Annotated in this window: 12 protein-coding genes; 10 read left to right on the top strand and 2 right to left on the bottom strand. The window is 71.1% G+C overall.

Translation table 11 applies throughout. The annotated features are described in order from the left end of the window. Positions 1-129: 129 nt before the first annotated feature. The 9 genes from ACFHYO_RS08880 to ACFHYO_RS08840 all read left to right on the top strand — a co-directional run bounded on the left by ACFHYO_RS08880 (position 130) and on the right by ACFHYO_RS08840 (position 10090). The gene (locus ACFHYO_RS08880) at positions 130-1014 is read left to right on the top strand and encodes an ABC transporter permease (protein ID WP_036704717.1); all 885 of its coding nucleotides are present in this window, start codon (positions 130-132) and stop codon (positions 1012-1014) included. Further along, entirely contained in the window at positions 1011-1835 is an 825-nt protein-coding gene (locus tag ACFHYO_RS08875) for an ABC transporter permease (protein ID WP_036704716.1), read from the top strand. The genes ACFHYO_RS08880 and ACFHYO_RS08875 overlap by 4 nt, the downstream gene beginning before the upstream one ends. A gap of 6 nt (positions 1836-1841) precedes the next feature. Continuing rightward, a complete protein-coding gene (locus ACFHYO_RS08870) occupies positions 1842-3176 on the top strand; it encodes a glutamine synthetase family protein (RefSeq protein ID WP_036712070.1) in 1335 nt (444 codons plus the stop codon). 184 nt (positions 3177-3360) lie between these two features. After that, positions 3361-4395 carry a rod shape-determining protein gene (locus ACFHYO_RS08865; protein WP_036704714.1) on the top strand — a complete coding sequence of 345 codons (1035 nt, stop codon included), beginning with the start codon at positions 3361-3363 and terminating at the stop codon, positions 4393-4395. 8 nt (positions 4396-4403) lie between these two features. Then, positions 4404-5399: a rod shape-determining protein MreC gene (gene mreC, locus ACFHYO_RS08860; protein WP_394319809.1), complete on the top strand. Its 996-nt coding sequence runs from the start codon at positions 4404-4406 to the stop codon at positions 5397-5399. 4 nt (positions 5400-5403) lie between these two features. Continuing rightward, entirely contained in the window at positions 5404-5943 is a 540-nt protein-coding gene (locus ACFHYO_RS08855; protein WP_394319807.1) for a rod shape-determining protein MreD, read from the top strand. A 75-nt stretch (positions 5944-6018) separates the two neighbouring features. Beyond that, positions 6019-7965 (top strand): penicillin-binding protein 2, encoded by a 1947-nt coding sequence (gene mrdA, locus ACFHYO_RS08850; protein WP_168782208.1) that lies wholly within the window; start codon positions 6019-6021, stop codon positions 7963-7965. Positions 7966-7986: 21 nt separating this feature from the next. Beyond that, positions 7987-9129: a rod shape-determining protein RodA gene (gene rodA, locus ACFHYO_RS08845; protein ID WP_168782209.1), complete on the top strand. Its 1143-nt coding sequence runs from the start codon at positions 7987-7989 to the stop codon at positions 9127-9129. A gap of 40 nt (positions 9130-9169) precedes the next feature. Next, positions 9170-10090, top strand: coding sequence for a 2-hydroxyacid dehydrogenase (locus tag ACFHYO_RS08840; RefSeq protein ID WP_394319805.1), 921 nt, complete (start codon positions 9170-9172; stop codon positions 10088-10090). Between the two features lie 62 nt (positions 10091-10152). On the opposite strand, the gene ACFHYO_RS08835 is transcribed toward ACFHYO_RS08840, so the two are convergent. Together ACFHYO_RS08835 and ACFHYO_RS08830 are read right to left on the bottom strand one after the other, a co-directional pair. Next, entirely contained in the window at positions 10153-10917 is a 765-nt protein-coding gene (locus tag ACFHYO_RS08835) for an SseB family protein (protein WP_394319803.1), read from the bottom strand. Then, a complete protein-coding gene (locus ACFHYO_RS08830; protein WP_394319801.1) occupies positions 10914-11618 on the bottom strand; it encodes a uracil-DNA glycosylase family protein in 705 nt (234 codons plus the stop codon). Before ACFHYO_RS08830 ends, ACFHYO_RS08835 begins: the two co-directional genes overlap by 4 nt. A gap of 221 nt (positions 11619-11839) precedes the next feature. Here ACFHYO_RS08830 and ACFHYO_RS08825 point away from each other — a divergent pair, with 221 nt between their 5' ends. Further along, the gene (locus ACFHYO_RS08825; RefSeq protein ID WP_036705915.1) at positions 11840-12493 is read left to right on the top strand and encodes an ABC transporter ATP-binding protein; all 654 of its coding nucleotides are present in this window, start codon (positions 11840-11842) and stop codon (positions 12491-12493) included. The last annotated feature ends 122 nt before the right edge of the window (positions 12494-12615 follow it).

The raw sequence follows: 12615 nt of genomic DNA, 5'->3' as shown, positions 1-12615 counted from the left end.
CCCGCGGCCCCGGCCGCAGCGCCTGCGGCGGATGCGGCGGCCCCGGCCCCCGCGGCCCCGGCCAGCAACTGATCCGGCCCTGACCGAGGCCGCCGTCCCGCGCTCGGGGCGGCGGCCTTGCCTCGCCCCATGTTCGCCCAATGCGCCGACCCCAAGGCCCTCGACGGCCTCGCCTGGATGCTGTGCTACCTCACCTCGGGGACGCACCTGCTGTTCTATCGCTCGTTCGGGATCGTCCTGCTGCTGCTCGTCGCCACCGCGCCGATCGCGCTCGCGATGGGGTTCGCGGGCGCCATGGCCGCGCGCTCGCGCCTGACGCCGCTGCGCTGGCTGGGCAAGACCTACGCCGCCATCGTCCGCGGCGTGCCGGACATCATCTTCTTCCTCTTCGTGCCCATCGCACTCGACCAGGGGCTCGAGTGGCTGCGCAGCCGCGTCTATTGCGACCCCTCGGTGCCGGTCCGGCAGGGCAACGAGTTCGTGGTCTGCCCGGCCGCCAAGCTGCCGCTGTCGAACGCCGCGCCCTGGGTGCATGACCTCTACGGCATCACGCTGGCCATCGTGGCGTTCTCGTTCGTGTTCGGGGCGTTTGCCGCCAACGTCCTCTACGGCGCCATGCAGGCGGTGCCGCGCGCCCAGCTCGAGACGGGCGAGGCCTACGGCATGAGCCCGCGCCAGATCGACCGCCGCATCCTGATCCCGCAGATGTGGACCTATGCGCTGCCCGGCCTCTCGAACCTGTGGATGATCCTCATCAAGGCCACGCCGCTTCTGTTCCTGCTCGGGGTCGAGGACATCGTCTACTGGGCGCGCGAGCTGGGCGGGTCCAAGACCTCGACCTATGCCTATCCGCACGGCGACTGGCGGGTGTGGTATTTCCTGGCGCTGCTGGTGTTCTACCTCGGCATGACCTGGATCTCGCAGCGGGTGATCGACCGGCTCTCGGGGCGGCTCTCGCGCGGGCAGGCGACGATGGCGGGTGAGCGGATGCGCCACGCCGGGGCTGCGCCATGAGCTGCGCCCAGACCTTCGCCGACTATGCCCTGCGCTCGATCGGGATCGGCGCGCGCGGCCTGCCGCGCACCGACTTCGACCTCTGCCACCAGTTCGTGCTGATCGGCTCGGGGCTGATTTGGAACCTCTACTTCGGCATCCTCGCGCTGGCGGTGGGGTTCTTCCTCGCCACGGCGCTGGCGCTCGCCAAGGCCAGCGACAACCCGTGGCTGCGCCGCCCGGCCGAGGCCTTCATCTTCGTCTTCCGCGGCAGCCCGCTCTTCATCCAGTTCTTCCTCGCCTATTCGGCGGTGGTGCTGCTGCCGCGCGAGGGGCTGAACGTGCTCGGCGTCACCGTGCCCACCGCGTGGCTCGCTCGCGCCTGGGCCGGGGCGCTGATCGTGCTGATCCTGAACACCGCCGCCTATTCGGCCGAGATCTTCCACGGCGGGCTGCGCAACGTCCCCAAGGGCGACCTCGAGGCCGCCGAGGCCTATGGCCTCTCGGGCTGGTCGCGCTTCCGCCGCATCGTCTGGCCGACCATGCTGCGGCTGTCGTGGCCCGCCTACACCAACGAGGCGATCTTTCTCTTCCACGCCACCACGCTGGTGTTCTTTTCGGCGTTTCCGGCCGTGCAGCAGATGGGCGACAGCCTGTATTATGCGAGCTATCTGGCCGACAAGACCTTCAACCCCTTCGTGGCCTATCCGATCGTGGCGGGGTATTTCATTCTTCTGACCCTCGGGCTCATCGCCCTTTTCGGGGTCGTCAACCGGCGGCTGAACCGGCATCTGCCGGGCGCCGCCCAGCGGCTGAGGTATCGGCCCAAGCTCATCAGGTGAACGAACATGGACTGGCTGAGGGACCACCCGGAGGTCAAGACGATCCGCGTCGCGGCGGCCGATCTGAACGGCGTCGCACGCGGCAAGCGCATCCCGGCGCGCTTTGCCGACAAGCTGCTGACCGAGGGGACCAAGTTCCCCTATTCGGTGCTCAACATGGATATCTGGGGCGAGGACGTCGAGAACTCGCCGCTGGTGTTCCAGGCGGGCGATCCCGACGGGCTGCTGATGCCGACCGAGCGCGGCTTCATGCCGATGCCGTGGCTCGACGCGCCGACCGGGCTTCTGCCGCTGTGGATGTTCCACCCCGACGGGCGGCCGTATGACGGCTGCCCGCGCCAGGCACTGGCCCGCGTGGTCGAGCGCTACAAGGCCGCGGGGCTGACCCCTGTTGTGGCGACCGAGCTTGAGTTCTTCCTCGTCGACGACAGCCAGTCGGGGCATCTGCAGGTGCCGCCCTCGCCGCGCTCGGGCAAGCGCCGCACCGGGGCCGAGACGCTGAGCCTGCGGGCGCTCGACGCCTTCGACAAGTTCTTCACCGACCTCTACGACAGCTGCGAGGCGATGGACATTCCCGCCGATACGGCGATCTCCGAGGCCGCACCCGGGCAGTTCGAGATCAACCTGATGCACCAGCCCGACCCGCTGAAGGCGGCGGACGATGCGTGGCTCTTCAAGCTGCTGGTGAAGGGGCTGGCGCGCCGCTACGGGTTTGCGGGCTCGTTCATGGCCAAGCCCTATCACCTGTTCAACGGCTCGGGGATGCACATGCATTTCTCGGTGCTGGACCGCAACGGCGACAACATCTTCGACGACGGCACCGACGCGGGCTCGGACCGGCTGCGCCATGCGGTCGCGGGGTGCCTGGCCGCGATGCCCGGCTCGACGCTGGTCTTTGCCCCGCACGAGAACTCCTACGACCGATTGGTGCCGAATGCCCATGCGCCGACCGGCATCGGCTGGGCCTACGAGAACCGCACCTCGGCGATCCGCATCCCCTCGTCGGGCCCCAAGGCGCGGCGGATCGAGCATCGGACGCCGGGCGGCGACGTGAACCCCTATCTCACCACGGCGGTGATCCTGGGGGCGGCGCTCAACGGGCTCGAGGACCGGGCCGAGGCGCCCGCCCCGATCAGCGGCAATGCCTATGACCACCCGCTCGAGCAACTGCCCGCCGACTGGGGCGCGGCCATCGACGCCTTCGAGGCCTCGCCCGAGATCCGCCGCATCCTGCCCGCGCATCTGATCGAGAACTTCGTGATGACCAAGCGGCAGGAGGCGCACTACATGGCCGAGCTGTCGGACGAGGAGACCGTCGAGCTCTATCTCGACACGGTGTAGCGGCGGCGCGGGGTTCCGCCGAGCCGGGCGAAAACAGCTTTCACCGCTGGGCCGCGCGGCCTATATGGGCCATCGGCCAGACAGGGCGCGCGGGCGACTCGTGCGGTCACAGATCAACAATGGCCTCGGGACAGCAGGCGGCAAACGGGCCGCCTGAAAACGGGCAGACGAAGGATTACGGCACATGGCATTCGGCGGTCTGTTTTCGACCGATATCGCGATCGACCTCGGGACGGCGAACACGCTGATCTACGTCAAGGGCAAGGGCGTGATCCTGAACGAGCCCTCGGTGGTCGCCTATCACGTCAAGGACGGCAAGAAGCAGGTCCTGGCGGTGGGCGAGGACGCCAAGCTGATGCTGGGCCGCACGCCCGGCTCGATCGAGGCGATCCGGCCGATGCGCGACGGGGTCATCGCCGACTTCGACAGCGCCGAAGAGATGATCAAGCACTTCATGAAGAAGGTGTTCCGCCGCACCTCGTTCTCGAAGCCCAAGGTCATCGTCTGCGTGCCCCACGGCGCAACCCCGGTGGAAAAGCGCGCCATCCGCCAGTCGGTGCTGTCGGCCGGGGCCCGCAAGGCCGGGCTGATCGCCGAGCCCATCGCGGCGGCCATCGGCGCGGGGATGCCGATCACCGAGCCGACCGGCAGCATGGTCGTCGACATCGGCGGCGGCACGACCGAGGTCGCGGTGCTCTCGCTCGGTGACGTGGTCTATGCCCGCAGCGTCCGCATCGGCGGCGACCGGATGGATGAGGCGATCGTCAACTACCTGCGCCGCAATCACAATCTGCTGATCGGCGAACAGACCGCCGAGAAGGTCAAGACCTCGATCGGCACCGCGCGGATGCCCGACGACGGGCGCGGCGCGGTCATGCAGGTGCGCGGCCGCGACCTCTTGAACGGCGTCCCGAAGGAAGTCGAGATCACCCAGGCGATGATCGCCGAGGCGCTGGCCGAGCCGGTGCAGGCGATCTGCGAGGCGGTGATGATCGCGCTCGAGGCGACGCCCCCGGACCTCGCCGCCGACATCGTGGACCGCGGCGTGATGCTGTCGGGCGGCGGCGCGATGCTGGGCGAGATGGACCTTGCGCTGCGTGAGCAGACGGGCCTGATGATCAGCCTCGCCGACCAGCCGATGAGCTGCGTGGCGCTGGGGACCGGCAAGGCGCTGGAATACGAAAAGCAGCTGCGCCACGTCATCGACTACGACAGCTGAGGCCGCCGATGGCGCGCCGCAGCCATGACTACGCGACGCCCGTGCGCCGCATCCTCGTGGCGCTGCTGGTGCTGGTGCTGTTCGGGATGTTCCTGTTCTGGCGCATCGACAGCCCGCGGGCCGAGCGGATGCGCGCGGCCTTCGTGGACCGCTTCGTGCCGTCGCTCGACTGGGCGATGGCGCCGGTCACGGCCGCGAGCCGGATGGTCGCGGGGGCGCAGTCCTACCAGCGCCTCTACCAGCAGAACCAGGAGCTGCGGCGCGAGCTGCAGAAGATGTCGGCCTGGAAAGAGGCCGCCGTCCAGCTCGAGCAGGAGAACGCCAAGCTTCTGGCGCAGAACAACGTCCGGCTGGACCCGGCGCTGACCTCGGTCTCGGGCGTGGTGATGACCGACGCGGGCACCGCGTTCCGCCAGTCGGTGCTCTTGAACCGGGGGGCGCGCGACGGGATCCTCGACGGCTGGGCGACGATGGACGGGCTGGGGCTCGTCGGCCGCATCTCGGGCGTGGGGCAGACCACCAGCCGGGTGATGCTGCTCACCGACCCCTCGTCGCGGCTGCCGGTGACGATCCAGCCGTCGGGGCAGCGGGCGCTGCTGACCGGAGACAACACCCCCTTCCCGGTCCTCGACTTCATGGAATCGCCCGAGGACGTGCGCCCCGGCGACCGCGTGATCACCTCGGGCGACGGCGGGCTGTTCCCGCCGGGGCTGCTGGTGGGCCAGGCGGTGCAGGCGTCCGACCGGCGGATGCGGGTGCGGCTCGCGGCCGACTATGGCCGGCTCGAGTTCCTGCGCGTCCTGCGCTCGCACCCGGCCGAGCAGCTGGCCGATGCGGGCGGGCTGATCCCGCCGCCGCCGCCCAGCTTCATCGGCCCGCCCCTGCCCCCGCGCCCCGCCCCCTCGCCGGCCGGCACGGCCGAGGCCGCCGCCGCGGCGGGTGCCGTGCGGGCGACCGACTCGCCCGCGCCCGAGGCCGACCGCGAAGTCCAGGCCGAGGACTGAGCCGGTGCTCGACGCGCCCCGCCAGCGCCGGCTGATCGGCCAGGCCCTGTACCTCACCGCGAGCCTCGGGCTGATCCTCGTGGCGCTGCTGCCGCTGTCGCCCGGCGCGATCCGCTGGCCGGGGCCGGACTGGCTGATGGCGCTGACGCTCGCCTGGGTGCTGCGCCGCCCCGAGCAGGTTCCGGTGCTGTCGGTGGCGGCCGTCATGCTGCTGGCCGACGTGCTGTTCCTGCGCCCCATCGGCCTTGGCGCCGCCATCGCCGTGGTGGCGACCGAGGCCGCGCGGCGGCGCGAGACCCGCTGGGCCGAGCAGGGGTTCGTGGCAGAATGGCTGCGGGTCGGCGCGCTCGTGGCGCTCGGGCTTCTGGCCGAGCGGGTGGTGATGACGCTTTTCGTGATCCCCCCGGCGCTGGCGCCGCTGCCGCCGTTGGGGCAGGATATCCTGCGCCTGATCGCCACGCTCGCGGCCTATCCGCTGGTCGTGGTGGTGCTGCGCGCCTTCGGCCTGCGCCGCGCCGCACCCGGAGAGATGGACCTCGCCTGACCCCCGCCTGCCCGCCGCCCGCCCCTCGCCTGACCCCTGCCTGCCGCCCTGCCTGACCGCGAATGACCTGATCCGATGAAGAAATCCGCCCGCGAGATCGTCGACAGCTCCCGCCAGATCACCCGGCGCGGGCTGATGCTGGGCGCGATCCAGGCGGCGGTGGTGGCCACCCTCGGCTGGCGGCTCAAGACCATGCAGCTCGACCGCGCCGACGAATTCCGGCTGCTCTCGGACGGCAACTCGATCAAGCTGCGGCTGCTGCCCCCGGCCCGCGGGCTGATCCACGACCGCAACGGCGTGCTGCTGGCCGGGAACGAGGCCAACTACCGCGCCACCATCACGCGCGAGGAGGCCGGCGACCCCTCGCTGGTGATCGCCCGGCTGCGCCACCTGATCCCGATGACCGACACCGCCGTGGCGGCGCTTCTGGCCGAGATCAACCGCCGCAGTGCCATCACCCCCATCGTGATCGCCGACCGGCTGAGCTGGGACCAGTTCTCATCCATCGCCGTGAACGCCCCGGCGCTGCCCGGCGTCTCGCCTGAATCCGGCCTCTCGCGCAGCTATCCGCGCGGCGGCGATTTCGCCCATGTGCTGGGCTACGTCGGGCCGGTCTCGGACTTCGACCTCTCGAAGATGGAGAACCCCGACCCGGTGCTGATGCTGCCCGAGTTCCAGCTTGGCAAGCTCGGCGTCGAGGCCAAGCTCGAGACCGAGCTGCGCGGCAAGGCCGGCACCCGCAAGGTCGAGGTGAACAGCGCCGGGCGCGAGATGCGCGAGCTGGAACGGATCGAGGGCCAGCAGGGCGAGACGGTGCAGATGACCCTCGACGCGGCGCTGCAGAACTTCGCCATGCAGCGGCTGGGCGAGGAATCCGCCGCCGCCGTGGTGCTGGACGTCGAGACGGGGGATATGCTGGCCAGCGCCTCCTCGCCCAGCTTCGACCCGAACCTCTTCGTGCGCGGCATCTCGAGCGGCGACTACAAGGCGCTGATGGAACACGACCACCGCCCGCTCGCCGACAAGACGGTGCAGGGGGTCTATCCGCCCGGCTCGACCTTCAAGATGGTCACGCTGCTGGCGGGGCTGGAATCGGGGCTGATCAACGCCAACTCGCATTTCTACTGCCCGGGCTACACCACCGTGGCAGGCCGTCGCTTCCACTGCTGGAGCCGGGGGGGCCACGGCTCGGTCGGCCCGGTCCAGAGCCTCGAGCGGTCCTGCGACGTGTTCTATTACGAGCTGGCGCAGAAGATCGGCATCGACCGGATCGCCGAGATGGCCCGGCGGCTGGGGATCGGGGTGCGCCCCGACCTGCCGATGTCCGCCATCGCCGAGGGGATTGCCCCCGACCGCGCCTGGAAGAAGGCCCGCCACAATCAGGACTGGCAGATCGGCGACAGCCTCAACGCCTCGATCGGGCAGGGCTATGTGCTCGCCTCGCCCCTGCAGCTGGCGGTGATGACCGCGCGGGTGGCGACGGGGCGCGAGGTCATGCCGCGGCTCGTCCGGGCGGTGGACGGGGTGGCGGTGCCGGTGACGCCGTTTGCCGACTTGGGGCTGGGCGAGAGCAGCCTCAAGATCGCGCGGGCGGGGATGGACGCGGTGATGAACGGCGACCGCGGCACCGCGGCCAAATCGCGGATCGTCGCGCCCGAGTGGCGGATGGCCGGCAAGACCGGCACCAGCCAGGTGCGCAACATCACCGCCGCCGAGCGCGCCCGCGGCGTCATCTCGAACGACCAGCTGCCGTGGATCCGCCGCGACCACGCGCTCTTCGTCTGCTATGCCCCCGTCGAGGCACCCCGCTATGCCGTGGCAGTGGTGGTCGAGCATGGCGGCGGCGGCTCGGCCGTGGCCGCGCCGGTCGCCCGCGACATCCTGCTGTTCGCGCTCGCCGGCGGGATGCCGCCGCTCGAGGCCTATCCCCCCGGCCAGCGCGGCGCCATCGAGGAGATGCGCGCCCGCCTGCGCCTGATGCCCGCCCCGGTGGCGCAGGCGACCGGCCGGGCGCGGGCATGAGCGCGGCATGAGGGGACGGGCATGAGCAGCTATCTCGACTACAAGTCCGACCAGACGCCCACCGGCTGGCGCAAGATCCTGTATCTGAACTGGCCGCTGGTGTTCCTGCTGACGGCGGTCGCCTCGGCCGGGTTCCTGATGCTCTACTCGGTCTCGGGCGGACGCGCCGAGGTCTGGGCCGAGCCGCAGATCGAGCGCTTCGTGGTCGGCATGATCGCCATGATCGCGCTCGCCTTCACGCCGATCTGGTTCTGGCGCTCGATCTCGGTCGTGGCCTATGTGGCCTGCGTCCTGCTGCTCTTCGCGGTGGACGTGTTCGGGCACAACGCCATGGGGGCGCAGCGCTGGCTCGACGTCGGGCCGGTCAAGCTGCAACCCTCAGAGATCACCAAGATCGCCCTCGTCCTGGTGCTGGCCGCCTATTACGACTGGCTCGACCTCTCGAAGGTCTCGCGTCCGCTCTGGGTGCTGATCCCGGTGGTGCTGATCCTGACCCCCACGGCGCTGGTGCTGGTGCAGCCCGACCTCGGCACCTCGGTGATGCTGGTCGCGGGGGGCGGGATCATGATGTTCGTGGCCGGGGTGAGCCTGTGGTACTTCGCCGTCGTGATCGGCGCGGTGGGCGGGCTGGTGGCGGCCGTGCTCGAAAGCCGCGGGACAAGCTGGCAGCTCTTGCACGACTACCAGTACCGGCGGGTGGACACCTTCCTCGACCCGACCAGCGACCCGCTGGGGGCGGGCTACAACATCACCCAGGCGCAGATCGCGCTGGGGTCGGGCGGCTGGTCGGGGCGCGGCTTCATGCAGGGCACGCAGTCGCGGCTGAACTTCCTGCCCGAAAAGCACACCGACTTCATCTTCACCACGCTCGCCGAAGAGTTCGGCTTCGTCGGCACGATCAGCCTGCTGACGCTCTACGCGCTGGTGATCGGCTTCTGCCTCTACTCGGCGCTGACCAACCGCGACCGCTTCGGCAGCATGGTCACGCTCGGGATCGGCGGCACGTTCTTTCTGTATTTCGCCGTCAACATGAGCATGGTGATGGGGCTGATGCCGGTGGTGGGGGTGCCGCTGCCGATGGTGAGCTATGGGGGCACGCAGCTGATGATCCTGCTGATGGCGTTCGGCATCGTCCAGTCCGCCCACGTCAACCGGCCGCGCTGATGCCCGTTCCGCCATGTGAAGCGCCCAGAGGCACCCGCTGATGCGTGCCTTCTTCGCCGCCCGTTCCGCCATGTGGAGCGACTGGGCCCCGGCGCTGACCGCCGCCTGCCCTGAGCTCGACCTCGCGCGCGAGGGCGACCCGGCCGGCTTCGACGCGGTGATCTATGCCCCCGGCTACCCCGAGGACGGCACGGCGATGGACTTTCGCCCCTTCACTCGCGCGCGGCTGGTCCAGAGCCTCTGGGCCGGCGTCGAGCGGATCGCCCCGAACCCGACCCTGACCCAGCCGCTCTGCCGGATGGTCGATCCGGGGCTGGCGCAGGGGATGGTGGAGTATTGCGCGGGCTGGGTGCTGCGCGCCCATCTGGGCATGGACCGCTATGCGCAGGACGGCATCTGGCGCAACGACACCGTGCCGCCGCTCGCCGCCGAGCGGTCGGTGGTGGTGCTGGGAATGGGCGAACTCGGCGCCGCGGTGGGCCGGGCGCTGGCGGCGCTCGGGTTCCGGGTCACCGGCTGGTCGGCCTCGGGGCGGCCGGTCGAGGGGCTTGAGGTGCTGCCCGGGCCCCGCCTCGACGAGGCGCTGGGGCGGGCCGAGATCCTCGTGACGCTGCTGCCCGACACGCCCGAGACCCGCGACCTGCTGGATGCGGACAGGCTGGCGCTTCTGCCGCAGGGCGCGGTGCTGATCAACCCCGGCCGCGGCACGCTGGTGGTCGAGGAGGCGCTGATCGCCGCGCTCGATGCGGGCCGGCTCGGCCATGCGGTGCTCGACGTGTTCCGCACCGAGCCGCTGCCCGCCGCGCATCCCTTCTGGGCCCACCCCGGGATCACCGTGACCCCGCACATCGCCGCCGAAACCCGGCCCGCCACGGCCGCGCGCGTGGTGGCCGAGAACCTGCGCCGGGCGATGGACGGCCGCCCGCTGCTCTATCAGGTGGACCGCAGCCGCGGCTACTGACCGCGTCTCGTCTGCAAAAATATCCCGGGGGGAGTCCCGCAGGGACGGGGGGCAGCGCCCCCTTACCAGCGCAGCCGCGGCGGGGCGTCGGGGTCGCGCCGCGGCGGCTCGGGCACGGGCGCGGGCGCCGCGGGCTCGATCGTCACCGCGCCCTGCGGCAGGGCCAGCGTCTCGAAGGTCACGTCGAGCCCGCCCGAAATCTCGGGCAGGAAGGCCGCGAGTTCGGCCAGCGCCTTCGCGATGGCCGGGCGATCCGCCTCGGCCGCGCCCGCCACCGCCAGCAGGTGGCCGGTCCGCCCGTCCGGCCAGACCGCCCCCACCAGCGCGGCCCCCGCGATCATCCCCACCATGTCGCCCAGCCGCGCGGCCAACGGTTCGGCCAGCACCGTCAGCGCCTCGGGGGCGGGCGCCGTCAGACGCAGCGGCGCGGCCTCGGCGGCCTCGGGCGCGCCCGCGAGCGCGCCGACCAGCCAGCCCAGCGCCGCCGCGTCGAGCAGCATCTCGGACGCCCGCCCCGGATTGACGAGCAGCCCCTGCCCCGCCGCCGCAAGCTCGGCCGCAAGCACCCGCCCCGGCAGCGCGAGATGCGCGACCGGACCGCCGAGGAACCCGGCCAGCGCCGCCGCGTCGTCGCAGGCGAGCGCCACCGGCCCGCCGGGCAGGTCGAACATCCGCAATTCGGCCCGGTCCCCGGCGGGGTCGCGGGCGAGGGCCACGTAAAGCTCGGTATCGGCCAGCTGGCGTAGGACCAGCGCCCGCTGCGCCGGGTCGGCATCGTGGAACGGCACGCGGGCGGACAGGCGGTCGAGGGGGGTGGCGTCGGTCATCGGGTCGTCTCTCCCGGCATCGTCTGGGCGGGCGTTGGGTCCAGCGTCCGGGCCAGCGTCTCTTGCAGCGCCGGCAGCAGCTCGGCCGCGAACCACGGGTTGCGCTTCAGCCACCCGGTATTCCGCCACGACGGGTGAGGCAAGGGCCAGACCCGCGGCGCATGGTCCCGCCAGCCGGCGACCGCCGCGGTCACGTCGCGCAGGCCGAGATGCCAGCGGATCGCGTGGCCGCCGATGAGCAGGGTCACCTCCGGGGCGATCTCGGTCAGCACCCGCGCCCGCCAGGTCTCGGCGCAGAGCCGCGGCGGCGGCAGGTCGGCGCCCGCGGTGTCATAGCCCGGAAAGCAGAAGCCCATCGGCACGATGGCCACGCGGGCCCGGTCGTAAAAGGTCGCCTCGTCCACCCCCATCCACGCCCTGAGCCGCTGCCCCGAGGCATCGGTGAAGGGCCGCCCCGAGAGATGAACCCGCATCCCCGGCGCCTGGCTGGCGACGAGCACCCGGGCGCCGCGGGCGAACCACACCACCGGGCGGGGCGCGTGGGCCGTGGCGGTGGCCGCGAAGCGGTCGGCGCAGAGACGGCAGGCACGCAGCTCGGCCGCGACCGGCGGCTCGGCAGCTGCGTGGTCGGCGGGGGGCTGCACCGCGCGCGGTGCGGCGGCTGGATCGGCCGCGTCGGGGGAGGGATCGGGTCTGGGCATGGGGTCCAGAGATAGGCGCCCACCGGGGGAATTACAGGCAGCATTTTCACGATCCGCTGTGCCCAGATGGACAGAACGGCCCTGCGGGACTATCTAGGCGGGCATGGGCCGCCGTCTCATTCGCGGTGCGGCCCGCTCACCCGCCCCTGTCTGTCCCGGCCGGTCGCGTGCCGGCCCTTCCCGCCGTCCCCCACCCCGCCGCACTCAGGACCTGCCGCCTCATGCTGGAATTCGACAATGTCTCGAAGTCCTTCTGGACCGGCACCCAGCGCAAGGTGATCCTCGACCGGGCCTCGTTCCGGGTGAACCTGGGCGAGTCGCTCGGCATCCTCGCCGCCAACGGTACCGGCAAGACGACCATCATCAACATGATGTGCGGGCTGGAAAAACCGGACGAGGGCCGGATCCGCGCCAACTGCCGGGTGTCGTTCCCACTGGGCTTCACCGGCGGGATCATCAACCGCCTGTCGGCCAACGAGAACGCCCGCTACATCGCCCGGATCTACGGGCTCGACCCGGATTACGTCTCGGCCTTCTGCCGCTGGCTCTGCGACATCGACGAGTATTTCGACCGCCCGGTGGGGGTCTACAGCTCGGGGATGCGCTCGCGGCTGACCTTCGCGCTGCTGCTGGCGCTCGACCTCGACATCTACCTGATCGACGAGGGGATGCCCTCGACCACGGATGTCGAGTTCAACCGCAAGGCGGGGACGGTCCTGCTCGAGCGGCTCAAGACGGCGACGGTGGTGGTGGTGTCGCACCAGGCCGCGACGCTGGAAAAGTTTGCCCGGCGCGCGGCGGTGTTGCGCGACGGACGTCTGTTCATGTTCGACACGCTCGACGAGGCCAAGCAGTATTATGACTACACCGCCTAAGGTCCGCCGGTTTCACCTGAGCGCCGCGGAATCCCCGGTCGCGGCCGTGCGCGGCAGCGCGGCCCCGGCCCCGGCCCCGGCTGCGGCGGAAAGCCCTGCCACCACCACCACGACCACCACCA

Source organism: Paracoccus panacisoli, from assembly GCF_042435015.1.
Taxonomy (GTDB): domain Bacteria; phylum Pseudomonadota; class Alphaproteobacteria; order Rhodobacterales; family Rhodobacteraceae; genus Paracoccus; species Paracoccus panacisoli.
Note: the sequence above shows the minus strand (reverse complement) of the source record. Positions and strands in the feature narration are given on the sequence as shown.

What these genes read in the sequence shown, in the direction of transcription:
- ACFHYO_RS08880 (WP_036704717.1), top strand. Translation starts at nt 130, where the DNA reads ATGTTCGCCCAATGCGCCGACCCCAAGGCCCTCGACGGCCTCGCCTGG.
- ACFHYO_RS08875 (WP_036704716.1), top strand. Translation starts at nt 1,011, where the DNA reads ATGAGCTGCGCCCAGACCTTCGCCGACTATGCCCTGCGCTCGATCGGG.
- ACFHYO_RS08870 (WP_036712070.1), top strand. Translation starts at nt 1,842, where the DNA reads ATGGACTGGCTGAGGGACCACCCGGAGGTCAAGACGATCCGCGTCGCG.
- ACFHYO_RS08865 (WP_036704714.1), top strand. Translation starts at nt 3,361, where the DNA reads ATGGCATTCGGCGGTCTGTTTTCGACCGATATCGCGATCGACCTCGGG.
- mreC (WP_394319809.1), top strand. Translation starts at nt 4,404, where the DNA reads ATGGCGCGCCGCAGCCATGACTACGCGACGCCCGTGCGCCGCATCCTC.
- mrdA (WP_168782208.1), top strand. Translation starts at nt 6,019, where the DNA reads ATGAAGAAATCCGCCCGCGAGATCGTCGACAGCTCCCGCCAGATCACC.
- rodA (WP_168782209.1), top strand. Translation starts at nt 7,987, where the DNA reads ATGAGCAGCTATCTCGACTACAAGTCCGACCAGACGCCCACCGGCTGG.
- ACFHYO_RS08840 (WP_394319805.1), top strand. Translation starts at nt 9,170, where the DNA reads ATGCGTGCCTTCTTCGCCGCCCGTTCCGCCATGTGGAGCGACTGGGCC.
- ACFHYO_RS08835 (WP_394319803.1), bottom strand. Translation starts at nt 10,917, where the DNA reads ATGACCGACGCCACCCCCCTCGACCGCCTGTCCGCCCGCGTGCCGTTC.
- ACFHYO_RS08830 (WP_394319801.1), bottom strand. Translation starts at nt 11,618, where the DNA reads ATGCCCAGACCCGATCCCTCCCCCGACGCGGCCGATCCAGCCGCCGCA.
- ACFHYO_RS08825 (WP_036705915.1), top strand. Translation starts at nt 11,840, where the DNA reads ATGCTGGAATTCGACAATGTCTCGAAGTCCTTCTGGACCGGCACCCAG.